Consider the following 12,770-nt stretch of genomic DNA (forward strand, 5'->3'; position numbering starts at 1 on the left):
CCATGAGTGACCCGTCGCCCATCGCAAAGCTCGGCCTCCGACTCCTGCACATCCACGATCTGATCTACCAGAAGTCCAACGGGATGATCGGGCACCGTCTGCCGGGCTTCCCGAACAGCCTGCTGCTGCGGACCACCGGCGCCAAGACCGGTCAGTCGCGGATCAACACGTTGAGCTACGCGCGCGACGGCCAGGACTATCTGGTGGTGGCGTCGATGGGCGGAGCACCCCGCTCGCCGGGCTGGTACCACAACCTGAAGGCCCAGCCGCGCGTCGAGATCAACGTCGGGCCCAAGCGGCTCAGCGTCACCGCCAAGCCCATGCTGCCCGATGATCCCGACTACCAGCGGTTGTGGAAGATCGTCAACGACAACAACTCTGACCGCTACGAGGCCTATCAGAAGAAGACCTCGCGACCGATCCCGATCGTGGTGCTCAGCCCTTAGATGCTCAGCCCCTAGAACAGTTCCTTGGCCAACAGCTCAAGCGTGGTGTCGCGGGCCGTCGCGGATGCCGGGTCAGCACCGCGTCGGGCCGATCCGACGGGGTTGACCATGACCTCGTCGACATCGAACTCTTCGGCCAGCGCGCGGACCTGCGCGGCCGCCTCGGCGGGCGAGCCCACCACGGCACGCCGTAGACCGGAGGCCACGACCGCCTGGGCTTGTGGGCTGAGAGTCCCCGACTGTGCCGCAGCCTCGGCGTCCTCGACCAGATCGAGAGCACCGAGCGGCTGGCCGGTGCGCAGCCGACCCATCATCTGCAGTTGTGGCAGCAGCAGCGCCTTGGCCTCTTCGGTGGTCTCGGCCACCGAGGCGTTGACGGTCAAGAACGTCACCGGCTCGGATGCCAGGTCGCTGGGCTGGAACTCGTCGCGGTAGACGGCGAGCGCCTCGGCGGTGCCCTGCCCCGAGAAATGGTGGGCGAACACGTACGGCAACCCCTTGGCCGCAGCCAGGTGCGCCGAATACATCGACGAACCGAGCAGCCACATCCGCGGCTCGGTGCGCGCCGCGGGCGTCGCCTTTAGCACATAGTTCTCGCGCATCAAGTCGCGCGGCAACGGCACCCGCACGCCGCGCGCACTCATCAGCGCCACCACGTCGTCGAGGTACTGCGGGAACGCCTCGATGTCACGATCGTCGCGGCCGGCCGCCCCACGCAGGGCCATCGAGGTGACCGGATCCGAGCCCGGTGCCCGCCCGATCCCGAGGTCGATACGCCCGGGATGGGCGGCCTCCAACAGGGCGAACTGCTCGGCCACCGCCAACGGTGCGTGGTTGGGCAGCATCACCCCGCCCGACCCGAGCCGCAGCTGCGACGTGTGCGCGGCCAGATGCGCGATCAGCACCGGCGGGCTGGTGGCCGCCACCGCCGGCATGTTGTGGTGCTCGGCGATCCAGTAGCGGGTGAATCCCAGCCGGTCGGCGGTCTGCGCCAGGTGGGTCGTGGCCGTCAGGGCATCGGCGGTGGACTGGTCGGTACGCACCGGGACGACGTCGAGAACAGAGAGCCGCATGACAGCGTCAACGTCACGAGGCGCCCGGTTCGTTCCCACGGGCCTCGGCCACCAGGCGTTTGGCGGTGACGAAGATGTCGTCGAGCATCGCCGGGGTGAGCCGGCCGGTGAACGTGTTCTGCTGGCTGGGATGGAAGCAACCGAGCAGGGTCACCGGCCCCTGGGCGGTGTGCAGCAACGCGGTGACGCCGTGCCCGAACTTGGGCGCAGGCCGGGGCGAGCCGAGAAGTTCCAGCGCGGCACGCCAGGCGAAGCCGCCCAGCGCGATGACCACCTGTGCCGACGGCCCGACGAGTCGCCACTCGGCCTGCAGCCACGGTGCACAGGTGGCCCGTTCAGCCGGGGTCGGTGCGTTGGCCGGCGGGGCGCAGCGCACCGCCGCGGCCATCCGGGTGTCGGTCAGCCGCATCCCGTCGGCGGCGTCGACGCATATCGCCTGATTGGCCAGCCCGGCCCGGTGTAGCGCAGCGAACAGGAAGTCCCCGGACCGGTCCCCGGTGAACACCCGGCCGGTGCGGTTGGCACCCTGGGCAGCCGGGGCCAGCCCGACGATCATGATGCCGGGTTCCTCGGCACCGAACCCCGTGGCCGGCCTACCCCAATAGGGTTGATCGGCAAAGGATTTCCGCTTGGCGACGGCCACCTCTTCCCGCCAGGTGACCAGCCGGGGGCAGGCCCGGCACACCGAGATCAAGGCATCGAGGTCGTCGACCGTGCGCGCCCGGGCCGCCAGGCGCCGCACCTGGGTGGCGGTCTTTGCCACCGGCGTCGACGCGTCCGCCGGGTCCCCGGGCCACCCCGAACCGGGTGGGACCGGTGACGGAAACAGATCCCCGGTCCTCGGATGAGGCAACTCCATGCCCATACTGTGCCATGACCGGCACCAGGCGCGGCCCACTGCTGCTGATCCTGTTCGCCGCCCTGATGGCCGGCGCAGGCAACGGCATCAGCATCGTGGCCTTCCCCTGGTTGGTGTTGCAGCGCAACGGATCAGCGCTCGACGCGTCAATCGTCGCGATGGCCGGGACGCTGCCGCTGCTGGTCGCCACCCTGATCGCCGGGGCCGCGGTCGATTACCTGGGCCGGCGGCGGGTGTCGATGATCTCCGATCTGCTCTCGGCGCTGTCGGTCGCCGCGGTTCCGGTGTTGGCCCTGATCTTCGGCGTGAACGCGGTGAACGTCGCGGTGCTGGCCGTCCTCGCCGCCTTGGGTGCCTTCTTCGATCCGGCCGGCATGACCGCGCGAGAGACCATGTTGCCCGAGGCCGCAGGCCGGGCCGGCTGGACGCTCGACCACGCCAACAGCGTGTACGAGGCGGTGTTCAACCTGGCCTACATCGTCGGCCCCGGCATCGGCGGCCTGCTGATCGCCACCCTCGGCGGCATCGACACCATGTGGGTGACGGCGGGCGCGTTCTGTTGTTCGATCCTGGCCATCTCGGTGCTGCGTCTGGAAGGTGCCGGAGCCCCCGACCGCGAGGCACTGACCGACAGCGTATGGGCCGGCATCGTCGAGGGACTGCGATTCGTCTGGTACACACCGGTTCTGCGCACGCTGGCGATCGTCGACCTGGTGGCCACCGGCCTCTACATGCCGATGGAGAGCGTGCTGTTCCCGAAGTACTTCACCGACCGCGACGAGCCCGCCGAGCTGGGCTGGGTGCTGATGGCGCTGAGTATCGGCGGACTGCTCGGGGCGCTCGGTTACGCGGTGCTCTCACGACCGCGAGGGGTCGATCAGGCCAGGTACATGAGCCGACGGGCCACCATGCTCACCGCCGTGCTGACCCTCGGCGTCGCGATGACGGGCGTGGCCTTCCTGCCGCCGCTGCCGGTGATCTTGGTGCTGTGCGCGATCGTCGGCTTCGTCTACGGGCCGATCGCGCCGATCTACAACTACGTCATGCAGACCACCGCTCCACCGCACCTGCGCGGACGCGTGGTGGGCGTGATGGGCTCGCTGGCCTACGCCGCGGGTCCGCTGGGCCTGGTCGTGGCCGGGCCCCTGGCCGACGCCGCCGGGCTGCACGCCACATTCCTGGCACTGTCGCTGCCGATGCTGCTGCTCGGCCTGGTGGCGGTCGGGCTACCGGCGCTGCGCGAGCTGGACCGCTCGTAGGATCGCGGTGTGCTGTCAGAGTTAATCAGCGAACTGCCCGAAGGGGTCGTGGTCACCGACCCCGACATCCTGGCTTCCTACCGGTGGGATCGGGCTGCCGATCCGGCCGCGGGTACGCCGCTGGCCGTGGTCCGGCCCACCCGCACCGAGGAAGTGCAGACCGTGCTGCGGTGGGCCACCGAGCACAAGGTGGCGGTCGTGCCCCGTGGTGCGGGCACCGGGCTGTCCGGCGGTGCGACGGCGCTTGACGGTGGGATCGTGCTGTCCACGGAGAAGATGCGCGACATCACCGTCGACCCGATCACCCGCACCGCCACCGTCCAGCCCGGGCTGCTCAACGCCGAGGTGAAGAAAGCGGTTGCAGCCCAAGGATTGTGGTACCCGCCGGACCCGTCGTCGTTCGAAATCTGCAGCATCGGCGGCAACGTCGCCACCAACGCCGGCGGGCTGTGCTGCGTCAAGTACGGCGTCACCACCGATTACGTTCTGGGCCTACAGGTCGTGCTGGCTGACGGCACCGCGGTACGCCTGGGCGGCCCGCGGTTGAAAGATGTTGCGGGGCTGAGCCTGACCAAGCTGTTCGTCGGCAGCGAGGGCACCCTGGGCGTGGTCACCGAGGCGACGCTGCGACTACTGCCGCCCCAGCATGTGCCGTGCACGGTGGTGGCCACCTTCGACTCGGTGGAGGCCGCCGCGAGCGCGGTCGTGAAGATCACCGGCAAGATCCGGCCGTCCATGCTCGAGTTCATGGATTCGGTGGCGATCAACGCCGTCGAGGACAAGCTGAAGATGGGCCTGGACCGCAAGGCCGCGGCGATGATGGTGGCCGCCTCCGACGACCGCGGTGCCGCCGGCGCCGAAGACGCCGCCTTCATGGCCGAGGTTTTCGCCGAATACGGTGCCACCGAGGTGTTCTCGACATCCGACCCGGACGAGGGCGAGGCCTTCGTCGCGGCCCGTCGCTTTGCCATCCCGGCCGTCGAGGCCAAGGGCTCACTGCTGCTGGAAGACGTCGGGGTGCCGCTGCCCGCGCTCGCCGAACTGGTCAGTGGGGTGGCCGAGATCGCCGCCCAGCGCGACGTGATGATCTCGGTGATCGCCCACGCCGGTGACGGCAACACGCACCCGTTGATCGTGTTCGATCCGGCCGACACCGACATGGCGGCCCGCGCCCAGCTCGCCTTCGGCGAAATCATGGATCTGGCCATCAGCCTGGGCGGCACCATCACCGGCGAGCACGGTGTGGGCCGGCTCAAGCGGCCATGGCTGGCCGGGCAGATCGGACCGGACGCCCTGGCGCTCAATCAGCGGATCAAGCAGGCGCTGGACCCGCTGAACATCCTCAACCCCGGCGCGGCGATCTAACCGGCACCGAAGAGCGCCAACATGTTGTTGGTGCGCCAGACGATCAGGGCGGCGAAGAGCACCAGCACCGCCACCGACACCCCCGCCTGTATCGCGTTGCGCCGCTGAGCCGGCGCGTATACGAACGCTGCGGCAATTCCGGCACCGGTGATCAAGCCGCCGACGTGCCCCTGCCAGCTGATCGCCCCGGTGCCGAGCATGGGGCCGACGAATGTGAAGACCAGGTTGATCACGACGACGGCGGCGATCGCCCGCACGTCGAGGTTGAGTTTGCGGGCCACCACGAAGATCGCGCCGAACAGACCGAAGATTGCACCCGACGCTCCCGCGGTCGCGGTGTTCAGCGGGGACAGCAGGTACACCAGCACAGAGCCGCCCAGACCGCTGAGCGCATACAACGCGCCGAACCGCAGCCGACCCAACCACTGCTCCAGCGGCGGGCCCACGACGTAGAGCGCCCACATGTTGAACAGCAGATGCATCGCGCCGTAGTGCAGGAACATCGAGGTCACCAGGCGGTAGTACTGGTCGTGCCCGGCGATGCCGGGCGGCCACAGGGTGAACTTCTGTTCCAGGTCTCCCGAGGCCATCTGCAGCACGAACATCACCACGTTGACCGCGATCAGCGCATAGGTGAGCACCGGAACTCCGGGCCGTGCCACGCCGCCGAACTGGGTACGCGGCGCCCGCACGGATTTCGCGCCATCGTTGACGCACTCCACGCACTGATGGCCCACGGCCGCCGAGCGCATGCACTCGGGGCAGATGGGGCGCTGGCAGCGGGTGCAGTGCACATAGGTGGGACGGTCCGGATGGCGGTAACACGCTGGGGTGTTCATCGCGCCCGAGCCTACCCAGGCAAACCCGCTATTGACACCGCGCGTTTCTACGTCGTACGAATAAGACATGTCAGCGACTTTGTCTCACAGCCCCGCCCGGTTCGAGCCTGCCGACGCCGATACCTGGGCTGATCCCTGGCCGATGTACACCGCACTGCGTGACCATGACCCGGTGCACCACGTGGTGCCCGACGACAAGCCCGAGAACGACTACTACGTCCTGTCCCGGCACGCCGACATCTGGTCGGCCGCCCGCGACCACGAGACCTTCTCCTCGGCCCAAGGCCTGACCATCACCTACGGCGAACTGGAGATGATCGGCCTGGCCGACAATCCGCCGTTCGTCATGCAAGACCCGCCCGTGCACACCGAGTTCCGCAAGCTGGTGTCCCGGGGCTTCACACCCCGGCAGGTCGAGGCCGTCGAGCCGAAGGTGCGGGAGTTCGTCGTCGAGCGCCTCGAGGGGTTGCGCTCGAACGGCGGCGGGGACATCGTCACCGAACTGTTCAAACCGCTGCCGTCGATGGTCGTCGCGCATTACCTCGGAGTGCCCGAAGCCGACCGCGACCAGTTCGACGGCTGGACCGAGGCGATCGTCGCGGCAAACAGTTCGGCCGGGGGCATCACCGCGGCGATGGGCACCGCCGGCGCCGCGGTGGCCTCGATGATGGGCTATTTCTCGGAGCTCATCGAGCGGCGTCGCCGGGAACCGGGTGACGACACGATCTCCCATCTGGTCGCCGCCGGCGTGGGGTCGGACGGTGACATCGCGGGCGTGCTGTCGATCCTGGCGTTCACCTTCACCATGGTCACCGGCGGCAACGACACCACCACCGGAATGCTCGGTGGGGCAGTGCAACTGCTGCAGCAGCGGCCCGATCAGCGGCGGCTCCTGATCGACGATCCGGAACTCATCCCGGACGCCGTCGACGAGTTCCTGCGGCTCACCTCCCCGGTGCAGGGCTTGGCCCGCACCACCACCCGCGAGGTCACGATCGGCGACACCACGATCCCGGCCGGACGCAAAACCCTGTTGCTGTACGGGTCCGGGAATCGTGATGAGCGCGAATTCGGCGCCGACGCAGCCGAACTCGATGTGCGTCGCACACCGCGCAACATTCTCACGTTCAGCCACGGCGCCCATTTCTGCCTGGGTGCGGCGGCGGCCCGCATGCAGTCCCGGGTAGCGTTGACCGAGTTGTTGTCGCGTTATCCCGAATTCGAGGTCGATGTGGACGCCGTCGTGTGGGCCGGTGGTAGTTATGTCCGACGGCCGCTGTCAGTGCCGTTCCGGGCCGGCACTTGATGGCACGCGACTGGCTCTCGGTGCGACGGTCCGAAGTGGCCGCCGACCACATCCTCGACGCCGCGGACGCCCTGTTCACCAAACAGGACGCGGCTGGCGTCGGCATGCACGAGATCGCCGCGGCCGCAGGGTGTTCCCGCGCCACCCTGTACCGCTACTTCGAGAACCGCGACGCGCTCTACACCGCCTACGTGCACCGGGAGGCACGACGACTGTACGAAGAGGTCAGTGAGCAGGTGGCGGCGGTCACCGCTCCGGCCGAACGGTTGATCGAAGGCGTCATCACGTCCCTGCGGGCGGTGCGGCAGAGTCCGGCACTGTCGTCCTGGTTCGCCACCGCACAACCGCCCATCGGTGGTGAGATGGCCGAACACTCCGAGGTGATTCGCGCGTTGGTGGAGGGGTTCGTGCGCTCACTGGGCTCCGACCCGGGCGACGAGGTGGGCCGCCGCGCCCGGTGGCTGGTGCGAATCATGGTCTCGCTCCTGGTGTTCCCCGGCGTCGACGAGACCGACGAACGCACGATGCTGGCCGAGTTCGTCGCCCCGCTCGTGATACCGGCCCAGCAGGCGGTCACGCCACCCAGTACGCCTGTGCCTTGATGGATCGGCGGGGAATGCCGTACTCCTCACGAAAGACCTGTGCCACCGCCCGGGTGGTGCGGTTGTTGCAGGCGACCCAGCCGAAGTGATCGGCGGCGTCGAACGCCGAGGCGCTGACAACCTCCAGCAGGCCCTCGTCGGCGCCGTCGACCCAGGTGATGTCCGCATCCCCGGCGACCGGGAGCTCCCGGTCGTCATCGTGGCCCGCCTCCAGGAACACCCGGGCCGGGGTGTCGCCGATCGCGTCCAACAGGGAATTGATGGCCGGCAGCGACGCGGTGTCCCCCACGATCACGTACCCGGCCGGGGTCGGCTCGGGAAGGGTGAAGTTGCTGCCCAGGACCGTCACATCCAGGACATCGCCGGGCTGGGCGCCGCTGGCCCATCCGGTGGCGATGCCGTCGTGCATGGCGAAATCGATGTCGACGGTGCCGGCCCGCGGATCGGCGTTGACCAAGGTGTAGCCACGTTGATGCGCCTTGCCGTCGTGCGGGAACCAGCCCCGCACCCACATCGTCGGGTGCACCCGATGTTCGGCGAGCAACCGCTCGGCGCGGAAGTGCAATCTGAGGTAGTTCGGCGTGAGCTCCGTCCGGCCGGTCACCGACAGTTGGTAATCGCCGCCGCGGAAGAGTTTGACCAGGGCACCTTCCAGCCCGCGCGACGCCTTCTGCTCACCCATGCGCACCTCCCCGCTGAAACAGTTCGTTAGGTAAGCGTACCCTAACTAACGTTTCAGGAACGGACTCGCGTGAAGCGGTGCAGCAGCCAGGCCGCCGGAATGGTGAACACCATGGTGAGCACGAACAGACTGACGATCGAGCCCGTGTAGACCGGGATCCGCAGCACCTCGACCATCACCAACTCCATGATCATCAGGTGGATCAGGAAGATCTCGTAGGAGATCTCACCGAGGAAGACCATCGGCCGCGACGCCAGGAACCGGTTGAACCAACCACGATCACCGAGCGCCGGGGGCGCCACCAACAATGCCGCGATCACCGCATAGAAGAACGTCTTGACCAACGCCTCGCTCAGCTTGGCCGGCGACGTCGTCGGCTCCCCCGCAATCGGCGTCGAGGCGATGAAGTAACACACCACGGCCAACGGCACACACACCATCCCGTAGGCCCGCACCTTCAACTGCCCCAGCACGGTCAGCGCCATTCCCGCCACGAACCACGCCATGTACGTCGGCAACCACAACCGCGCGCCGTCGGGCAGGTCGGTGGAATCGTGCACGATGGTCAGCCACAGCGGCGACACCGCCGCCAGCAGCGCCAGCCCGAAGAACAACAGACCCGGCCGCCAGCGTCGCCGGCACAACACCACCAGCAGCAGATACGCCAACAGTGGCAGCACGACGTAGAAGGCCGCCTCCACCGCCAGGCTCCACATCTGCGTCAGCCCTTGATGCAGATACGAGAACAGGTAGTTGTCGGTGTAGATCTGGGTCAGCGTCAGATTGCGGAACAGACCGGTCCAGGAGTGGCCGGGGTTCGGCCCGCCGGTGCGAAAGTGGTAGAGCAGGTAGGCCAGCAGCACCGTGACCACATAGGCCGGCATGATCCGTCGCACCCGATGCCACGCGTAGCGGCGCACCGACGGTGCCTGGCCCTCGGTCGCGGCCGGATCTGATACGCGGCTCGCCGCGGGATCTGATACGCGGCTCGCCGCCGGATCTGATACGCGGCTCGCCGCGGCCTTCACCCAGGGCCGGAACAACAGGAACCCACTGAGCACGAAGAAGATCGGCACCCCGATCTCGGCCCGCGAATACACCAGCCCCAGATATCCCTGCGGATACTTGCCGGTGGTGTACGCGGCATGCGTCAGCACCACCAGAATGGCGGCCACCGCCCGGATTCCGGTGAGTGCGGCGACGCGGGTGGACGCCGAGGCCGGTGCGTCGACCGACTCAAGACCACCTTGCTCCGACGGCCCCGTCACATTTTCCGAGACCGTCACTTGGGCTTCCGGTGCGGCTTTCCTGGTCGGTCGCGATAACCGGAACGCTCCTTGTACTCGCGGCGCGGGGCACGCTCACCGCGTTCCGGAGTGAGGTTGATCAACATGCCCGAGATTCGGGTGTTCTCCAAAGCTTTGAGCGTCTTCTTGGGCAACTTCTCGGGCAACTCGACCAGCGAATAATCCCCGCGGATGGTGATGTGGCCGAACTCGTTACGGTGCAGACCACCTTCGTTGGCGATGGCGCCCACGATGTGACCCGGCCCCACCTTGTGCCGCTTGCCCACCGAGATCCGGTACGTCGCCAGGCCTTCCCGCGGGGCGCGTGGCGGCCGCTCGCCGCGGGGCTCCCCGCGATCGCGGTCACGCTCCCGGCGCTTCTCCGGCGGCGGCTCCGTCATCAGGAACTCTTCGCCGTTGCGTGACTGCAGGGCGAGCGCCGCGGCGATGTCGGCCATCGGCACGTCGTTCTCGCGCTCGTAGTCCTCGATCAACCGGCGGAACAACTCGAGGCCGTCGCCGTTGAGCGAATCGGTGATCGAGTCACGGAACTTTGCCACCCGCTGAGCGTTGACGTCGTCGACGCTGGGCAACTCGGCCTCGATGACCTTTGAGCGGGTGTGCTTCTCGATCGACTTCAGCAGGTGACGTTCGCGCGGGGTGACGAAGAGCAGTGCATGCCCCGAGCGTCCGGCCCGCCCGGTGCGGCCGATGCGGTGCACATAGGACTCGGTGTCGTGCGGGATGTCGTAGTTGACCACGTGGCTGATGCGCTCGACGTCCAGGCCGCGCGCGGCGACGTCGGTGGCGATCAGGATGTCGATCGTGCCGTCCTTGAGCGCGGTGATCGTGCGCTCCCGCTGCGCCTGGTTGATGTCGCCGTTGATGGCGGCGGCCGCGAAACCGCGGGCCTTGAGCCGCTCGGCAACCTCCTCGGTGGCCTGCTTGGTCCGGACGAACACGATCATCGCGTCGCCCTGCTCGACCTCGAGCACCCGGGTCAACGCGTCCAGCTTGCGCGCGCCGGCCACCTGGATGAAGCGCTGGGTGATGTTCTCGGCGGTGGCGGTCTTGGCCTTGACCGTGACCTCGACCGGATCATGCAGATATTTGGTGGTGATCTTGCGGATGGCCGGCGGCATGGTGGCCGAGAACAAGGCGACCTGCTTGTACTCGGGGGTGTCGGCGAGGATCCGCTCGACCTCTTCGGCGAAGCCCATCGTGAGCATCTCGTCGGCCTCGTCGAGCACCAGGTAGTCCAGGTTCGACAGATCCAGGGTGCCGCGTTCGAGGTGATCGATCACCCGGCCCGGAGTGCCCACCACCACCTGCGCGCCACGGCGTAGACCGCTCAATTGCACGGTGTAGGACGCCCCGCCGTAGATCGGCAACACGTTGACCTCGGGCAGGTGCGCACCGTACCGGCCGAAGGCCTCGGCCACCTGCAAGGCCAGCTCGCGGGTCGGTGCCAGAACCAGGGCCTGGGTGTTGCGGCTACCGGTGTCGATCTTGGACAGGATCGGGATCGCGAAGGCGGCGGTCTTACCGGTACCGGTCTGGGCCAACCCGACCACATCCGAGCCCGCCAGCATGGCCGGGATGGTGGCGGCCTGAATTGCCGAGGGCGATTCGTATCCCACTTCGGTGACGGCTTGTAGCACCGCAGGGTGAATCTGCAGGTCGGCAAATGTCGGGGCGGCGTCCCCCGGATCCGGGTCTGGCGAGGTCATCGGTTCAGAAGTCTAGTGCCAAACAGGCCCATCCCCCGCCGCGCGCCTGCACAAAGCCGCAACCGGGCCACGGTAGGGTTGCCCAACTGTGAACCGGGTCGCGATGGTTGTGATGACCCCGGCGGTCATCTTGACGACCGCACTCACAATAGTTGGGTGCGGATCGGGTGATTCGACGGTCTCCAAAACTCCTGGCCCCAGTGCCAATCCCGCACCCCCGGCGGCGGCGCAGCCCGCCCCGAAGCCGGCCGGTCCCACCTCGGCACCACCGGAAGCCGATCCGTGCGCGGTGAACCTGGCCGCACCGGAGATCGCCAAGGCCGTCTCGGAGTTGCCCCGCGACCCGCGCAGCAATCAGGCCTGGAGCCCCGAGCCGATCGCCGGCAACTACAACGAGTGCGCGCAGCTGTCGGCGGTGATCGTGCGGGCCAACACCAACTCCGAACATCCGAACACCCGCGCGGTGCTGTTCCACCTCGGCAAGTTCATCCCCACCGGCGTGCCCGACACCTACGGCTTCAACGGCATCGACAAGACCGCGACCACCGGTGACACCGTGGCCCTGCAGTACTCCGGCGGCTTCCACGGGCTGGCCAGCACCGTGAAGTTCCGCTGGAACGGCGGCGGTGTGGAATTGATGGGCAACGTCTGAGTTTTCGTTGTTGCCGCGAAACAGCATTCCGAGTCGTTGAGTCGGCGGCTTGGCGACCCTGGTTTCACTCTCGCGGTGGGTGTCGGCCAGCGACGGCATTCTCGGCCCATGGGAACGATATTTGTCGGCAGTGAAGCCGTAGAACGGGGCGAACTCAGCAGAGGCCGCCTGCGCGCTGCCTACCGGGCGATCTTTCCGGACGTCTACACACCTCGGGTGGCCGAGCCATCGCTCTACACCAACACGGTCGCCGCCTGGTTGTGGTCCAAGCGGAAAGGAGTCGTCACCGGCCGGGCCGCGGCGGCGCTGCACGGTGCCGAATGGGTCGACGAGGACGTGCCGATCGAACTCATCTGGGCCAACAACCGGCCGCCGCGCGGAATCATCACCCACAACGATCGGATCGCTCCTGACGAAGTCGAGGAGATCAACGGCATGGCCGTCACAAATGTCGCTCGGACGGCGCTCGATCTCGGTCGCTTCCTCCCCCGCCGTGCCGCCGTCGAGCATCTCGACGCGCTCGCCCACGCGACGGGTCTCGAAGTCGAGCACGTCCTGCCGCTCACCGAGCGGTATGCGGGCGCCCGCGGGGTCCGACGGTGCCGGGAAGCGCTCGGTCTGATGGATGCCGGCGCCGATTCCCCGAAAGAGACCTGGCTACGCCTGCTGGT

Annotated in this window: 12 protein-coding genes; 6 read left to right on the top strand and 6 right to left on the bottom strand. The window is 67.8% G+C overall.

From position 1 onward, the window contains the following. Positions 1 to 2: 2 nt before the first annotated feature. On the top strand, positions 3 to 446 hold the full coding sequence (locus A5740_RS18495; protein WP_076196346.1) for a nitroreductase family deazaflavin-dependent oxidoreductase: 444 nt from the start codon (positions 3 to 5) through the stop codon (positions 444 to 446). 11 nt (positions 447 to 457) lie between these two features. Here A5740_RS18495 and A5740_RS18500 read toward each other — a convergent pair whose 3' ends face one another. After that, positions 458 to 1,519: an LLM class flavin-dependent oxidoreductase gene (locus tag A5740_RS18500; RefSeq protein WP_076196348.1), complete on the bottom strand. Its 1,062-nt coding sequence runs from the start codon at positions 1,517 to 1,519 to the stop codon at positions 458 to 460. A 13-nt stretch (positions 1,520 to 1,532) separates the two neighbouring features. Further along, a complete protein-coding gene (locus A5740_RS18505) occupies positions 1,533 to 2,378 on the bottom strand; it encodes a uracil-DNA glycosylase (RefSeq protein ID WP_076196393.1) in 846 nt (281 codons plus the stop codon). 14 nt (positions 2,379 to 2,392) lie between these two features. Here A5740_RS18505 and A5740_RS18510 point away from each other — a divergent pair, with 14 nt between their 5' ends. Together A5740_RS18510 and A5740_RS18515 are read left to right on the top strand one after the other, a co-directional pair. Further along, positions 2,393 to 3,637 (top strand): MFS transporter, encoded by a 1,245-nt coding sequence (locus A5740_RS18510; RefSeq protein WP_076196350.1) that lies wholly within the window; start codon positions 2,393 to 2,395, stop codon positions 3,635 to 3,637. Between the two features lie 9 nt (positions 3,638 to 3,646). Next, on the top strand, positions 3,647 to 5,002 hold the full coding sequence (locus tag A5740_RS18515; protein ID WP_076196352.1) for an FAD-binding oxidoreductase: 1,356 nt from the start codon (positions 3,647 to 3,649) through the stop codon (positions 5,000 to 5,002). Here the strand turns inward: A5740_RS18515 and A5740_RS18520 are convergent. Beyond that, complete coding sequence (locus A5740_RS18520; protein ID WP_175616290.1) at positions 4,999 to 5,841, bottom strand: rhomboid family intramembrane serine protease; 843 nt, start codon at positions 5,839 to 5,841, stop codon at positions 4,999 to 5,001. The genes A5740_RS18515 and A5740_RS18520 overlap by 4 nt on opposite strands. A gap of 67 nt (positions 5,842 to 5,908) precedes the next feature. Here A5740_RS18520 and A5740_RS18525 point away from each other — a divergent pair, with 67 nt between their 5' ends. Both A5740_RS18525 and A5740_RS18530 read left to right on the top strand, forming a co-directional pair. Further along, positions 5,909 to 7,147 carry a cytochrome P450 gene (locus A5740_RS18525; protein WP_076196356.1) on the top strand — a complete coding sequence of 413 codons (1,239 nt, stop codon included), beginning with the start codon at positions 5,909 to 5,911 and terminating at the stop codon, positions 7,145 to 7,147. Continuing rightward, entirely contained in the window at positions 7,147 to 7,749 is a 603-nt protein-coding gene (locus tag A5740_RS18530) for a TetR/AcrR family transcriptional regulator (RefSeq protein ID WP_076196358.1), read from the top strand. The genes A5740_RS18525 and A5740_RS18530 overlap by 1 nt, the downstream gene beginning before the upstream one ends. Here the strand turns inward: A5740_RS18530 and A5740_RS18535 are convergent. Genes A5740_RS18535 through A5740_RS18545 form a run of 3 tightly spaced genes read right to left on the bottom strand, consistent with a single transcriptional unit; the run spans position 7,721 to position 11,447 of the window. Next, on the bottom strand, positions 7,721 to 8,431 hold the full coding sequence (locus A5740_RS18535; RefSeq protein ID WP_076196360.1) for a siderophore-interacting protein: 711 nt from the start codon (positions 8,429 to 8,431) through the stop codon (positions 7,721 to 7,723). The genes A5740_RS18530 and A5740_RS18535 overlap by 29 nt on opposite strands. Before the next feature lie 53 nt (positions 8,432 to 8,484). After that, a complete protein-coding gene (locus A5740_RS18540) occupies positions 8,485 to 9,717 on the bottom strand; it encodes an acyltransferase (protein WP_076196362.1) in 1,233 nt (410 codons plus the stop codon). Continuing rightward, a complete protein-coding gene (locus A5740_RS18545) occupies positions 9,714 to 11,447 on the bottom strand; it encodes a DEAD/DEAH box helicase (RefSeq protein ID WP_076196364.1) in 1,734 nt (577 codons plus the stop codon). Before A5740_RS18545 ends, A5740_RS18540 begins: the two co-directional genes overlap by 4 nt. 112 nt (positions 11,448 to 11,559) lie before the next feature. Here A5740_RS18545 and A5740_RS18550 point away from each other — a divergent pair, with 112 nt between their 5' ends. Next, complete coding sequence (locus A5740_RS18550; RefSeq protein ID WP_076196395.1) at positions 11,560 to 12,099, top strand: LppP/LprE family lipoprotein; 540 nt, start codon at positions 11,560 to 11,562, stop codon at positions 12,097 to 12,099. The last annotated feature ends 671 nt before the right edge of the window (positions 12,100 to 12,770 follow it).

The sequence above is a fragment of the Mycobacterium sp. GA-1841 genome (genome assembly GCF_001954135.1).
Classification (GTDB): domain Bacteria; phylum Actinomycetota; class Actinomycetes; order Mycobacteriales; family Mycobacteriaceae; genus Mycobacterium.